We start from the raw sequence: 1,336 nt of genomic DNA, 5'->3' as shown, positions 1-1,336 counted from the left end.
AAATTCTTTTTTGGTGTTTCCGAATCTCTAGCAATACCTCTACAGATTCGGTAATCGTTATATGAGGACGACCAGACATTTTAATATTCTCCTTGACTTTTGATACAAGTCTAGCATAACTTTCAAAAAATGGTGTTATTAGGGTGGTGTGATGAACTCCCTTGATTCGTTAATCGCCCGAAAACCCATACCATTGACGTACATTTTTAGACATTCGCGTTTCACAGTCTCACTGTAACCTCGCTGGCACTCATAATCATCGATAAATTGACGGCCACATTTGACACAAATGTGGTTCTGTTTTCCTTTTTTGTTACCGTTTTTACGGATATGGGTTGATTTGCACTCAGGACATTGCATGGTGATTCCCTCTATTCATACTCTAATTATGCAACGCCCCAGTATCCACAAAGCTTCGGGATTTTCAACTGAATTTTTTTCATACCCAGATTAAGCAACACCCAAAAATTTTTAGACTTACCCAATGGCATCCCGAGCGATGATACCTTTCGACGAGTTGTTGAAAAGCTAGACCCGAAAGTTTTAGAACAGAAGTTGACTCAATGGGTTAAACAATTAATTGGGCCAGTTGGTCAACAAGTTATCCCGATTGATGGCAAAAATCTCCGAGCTTCTTATGACCGAAAAACCGGGGTAAATAATTTACATTTAGTGACAGCTTGGGCCAGCGAAAATCGGTTGGTACTTGGACAAGTTAAAGTTGAAAACCATTCCAATGAAATCACAGCTATCCCAGCTCTATTGGAATTAATCGATGTCACCGGAGCGATTATTACGATGGATGCGATGGGGACTCAAACCGATATTGTGTGGCTGATTCGTCAGAAAAAAGCCCATTACGTTGTCACTCTAAAAAGTAATCATCCAACGCTTTACAATAGTCAAGATCTGGTTTGAAACAGCCAGATCCCACAAGTTTGGTGGAATTGAAGTTAGTGAAGATTGTCGAACGGAAACAGCACACCATCGGATAGAGAATAGAAGAGTTTGGGCGGTGACAGTTGCCGCATTAGGAGACCTTCACAAACAAGAGCAATGGGCATATATTCAGACTATTGTTATAGTAGAACGTTGCCGTTATCTGTGGAACAAAACTACTCATGAACTCCAGTTTTACCTAAGTTCTTTACCCGTAGATGCCCAGCTTAATAGTCCCGCTATTCGCCAACATTGGAGTATTGAAAATCAAGAACATTGGGTTTTAGATGTCACTTTCTTCTCTACCAGAGAAAGGCTATATTGTGCCAGGCATTGAGCTATTTTCTCAGGCAGTGACGGGGCAAATATGTTCGCCACCGCAGGCAGCGTTTAACAA

General features: G+C 41.0%; 2 pseudogenes. One reads left to right on the top strand and one right to left on the bottom strand.

From position 1 onward, the window contains the following. Positions 1-136: 136 nt before the first annotated feature. Positions 137-360 (bottom strand): annotated as a pseudogene (locus tag E5S67_RS31990) (IS1/IS1595 family N-terminal zinc-binding domain-containing protein); the annotation flags it as partial. 105 nt (positions 361-465) lie between these two features. On the opposite strand from E5S67_RS31990, the pseudogene E5S67_RS33880 reads away from it, so the two are divergent. Beyond that, a pseudogene (locus tag E5S67_RS33880) lies at positions 466-1,237 on the top strand (ISAs1 family transposase); the annotation flags it as partial. Positions 1,238-1,336 lie beyond the last annotated feature (99 nt).

This window comes from Microcoleus asticus IPMA8 (genome assembly GCF_013179805.1).
In the GTDB taxonomy this organism is placed as follows: domain Bacteria; phylum Cyanobacteriota; class Cyanobacteriia; order Cyanobacteriales; family Microcoleaceae; genus Microcoleus; species Microcoleus asticus.
The sequence above is the reverse complement of the archived record's forward strand: the minus strand, read 5'-3'. Positions and strand labels throughout refer to the sequence as shown.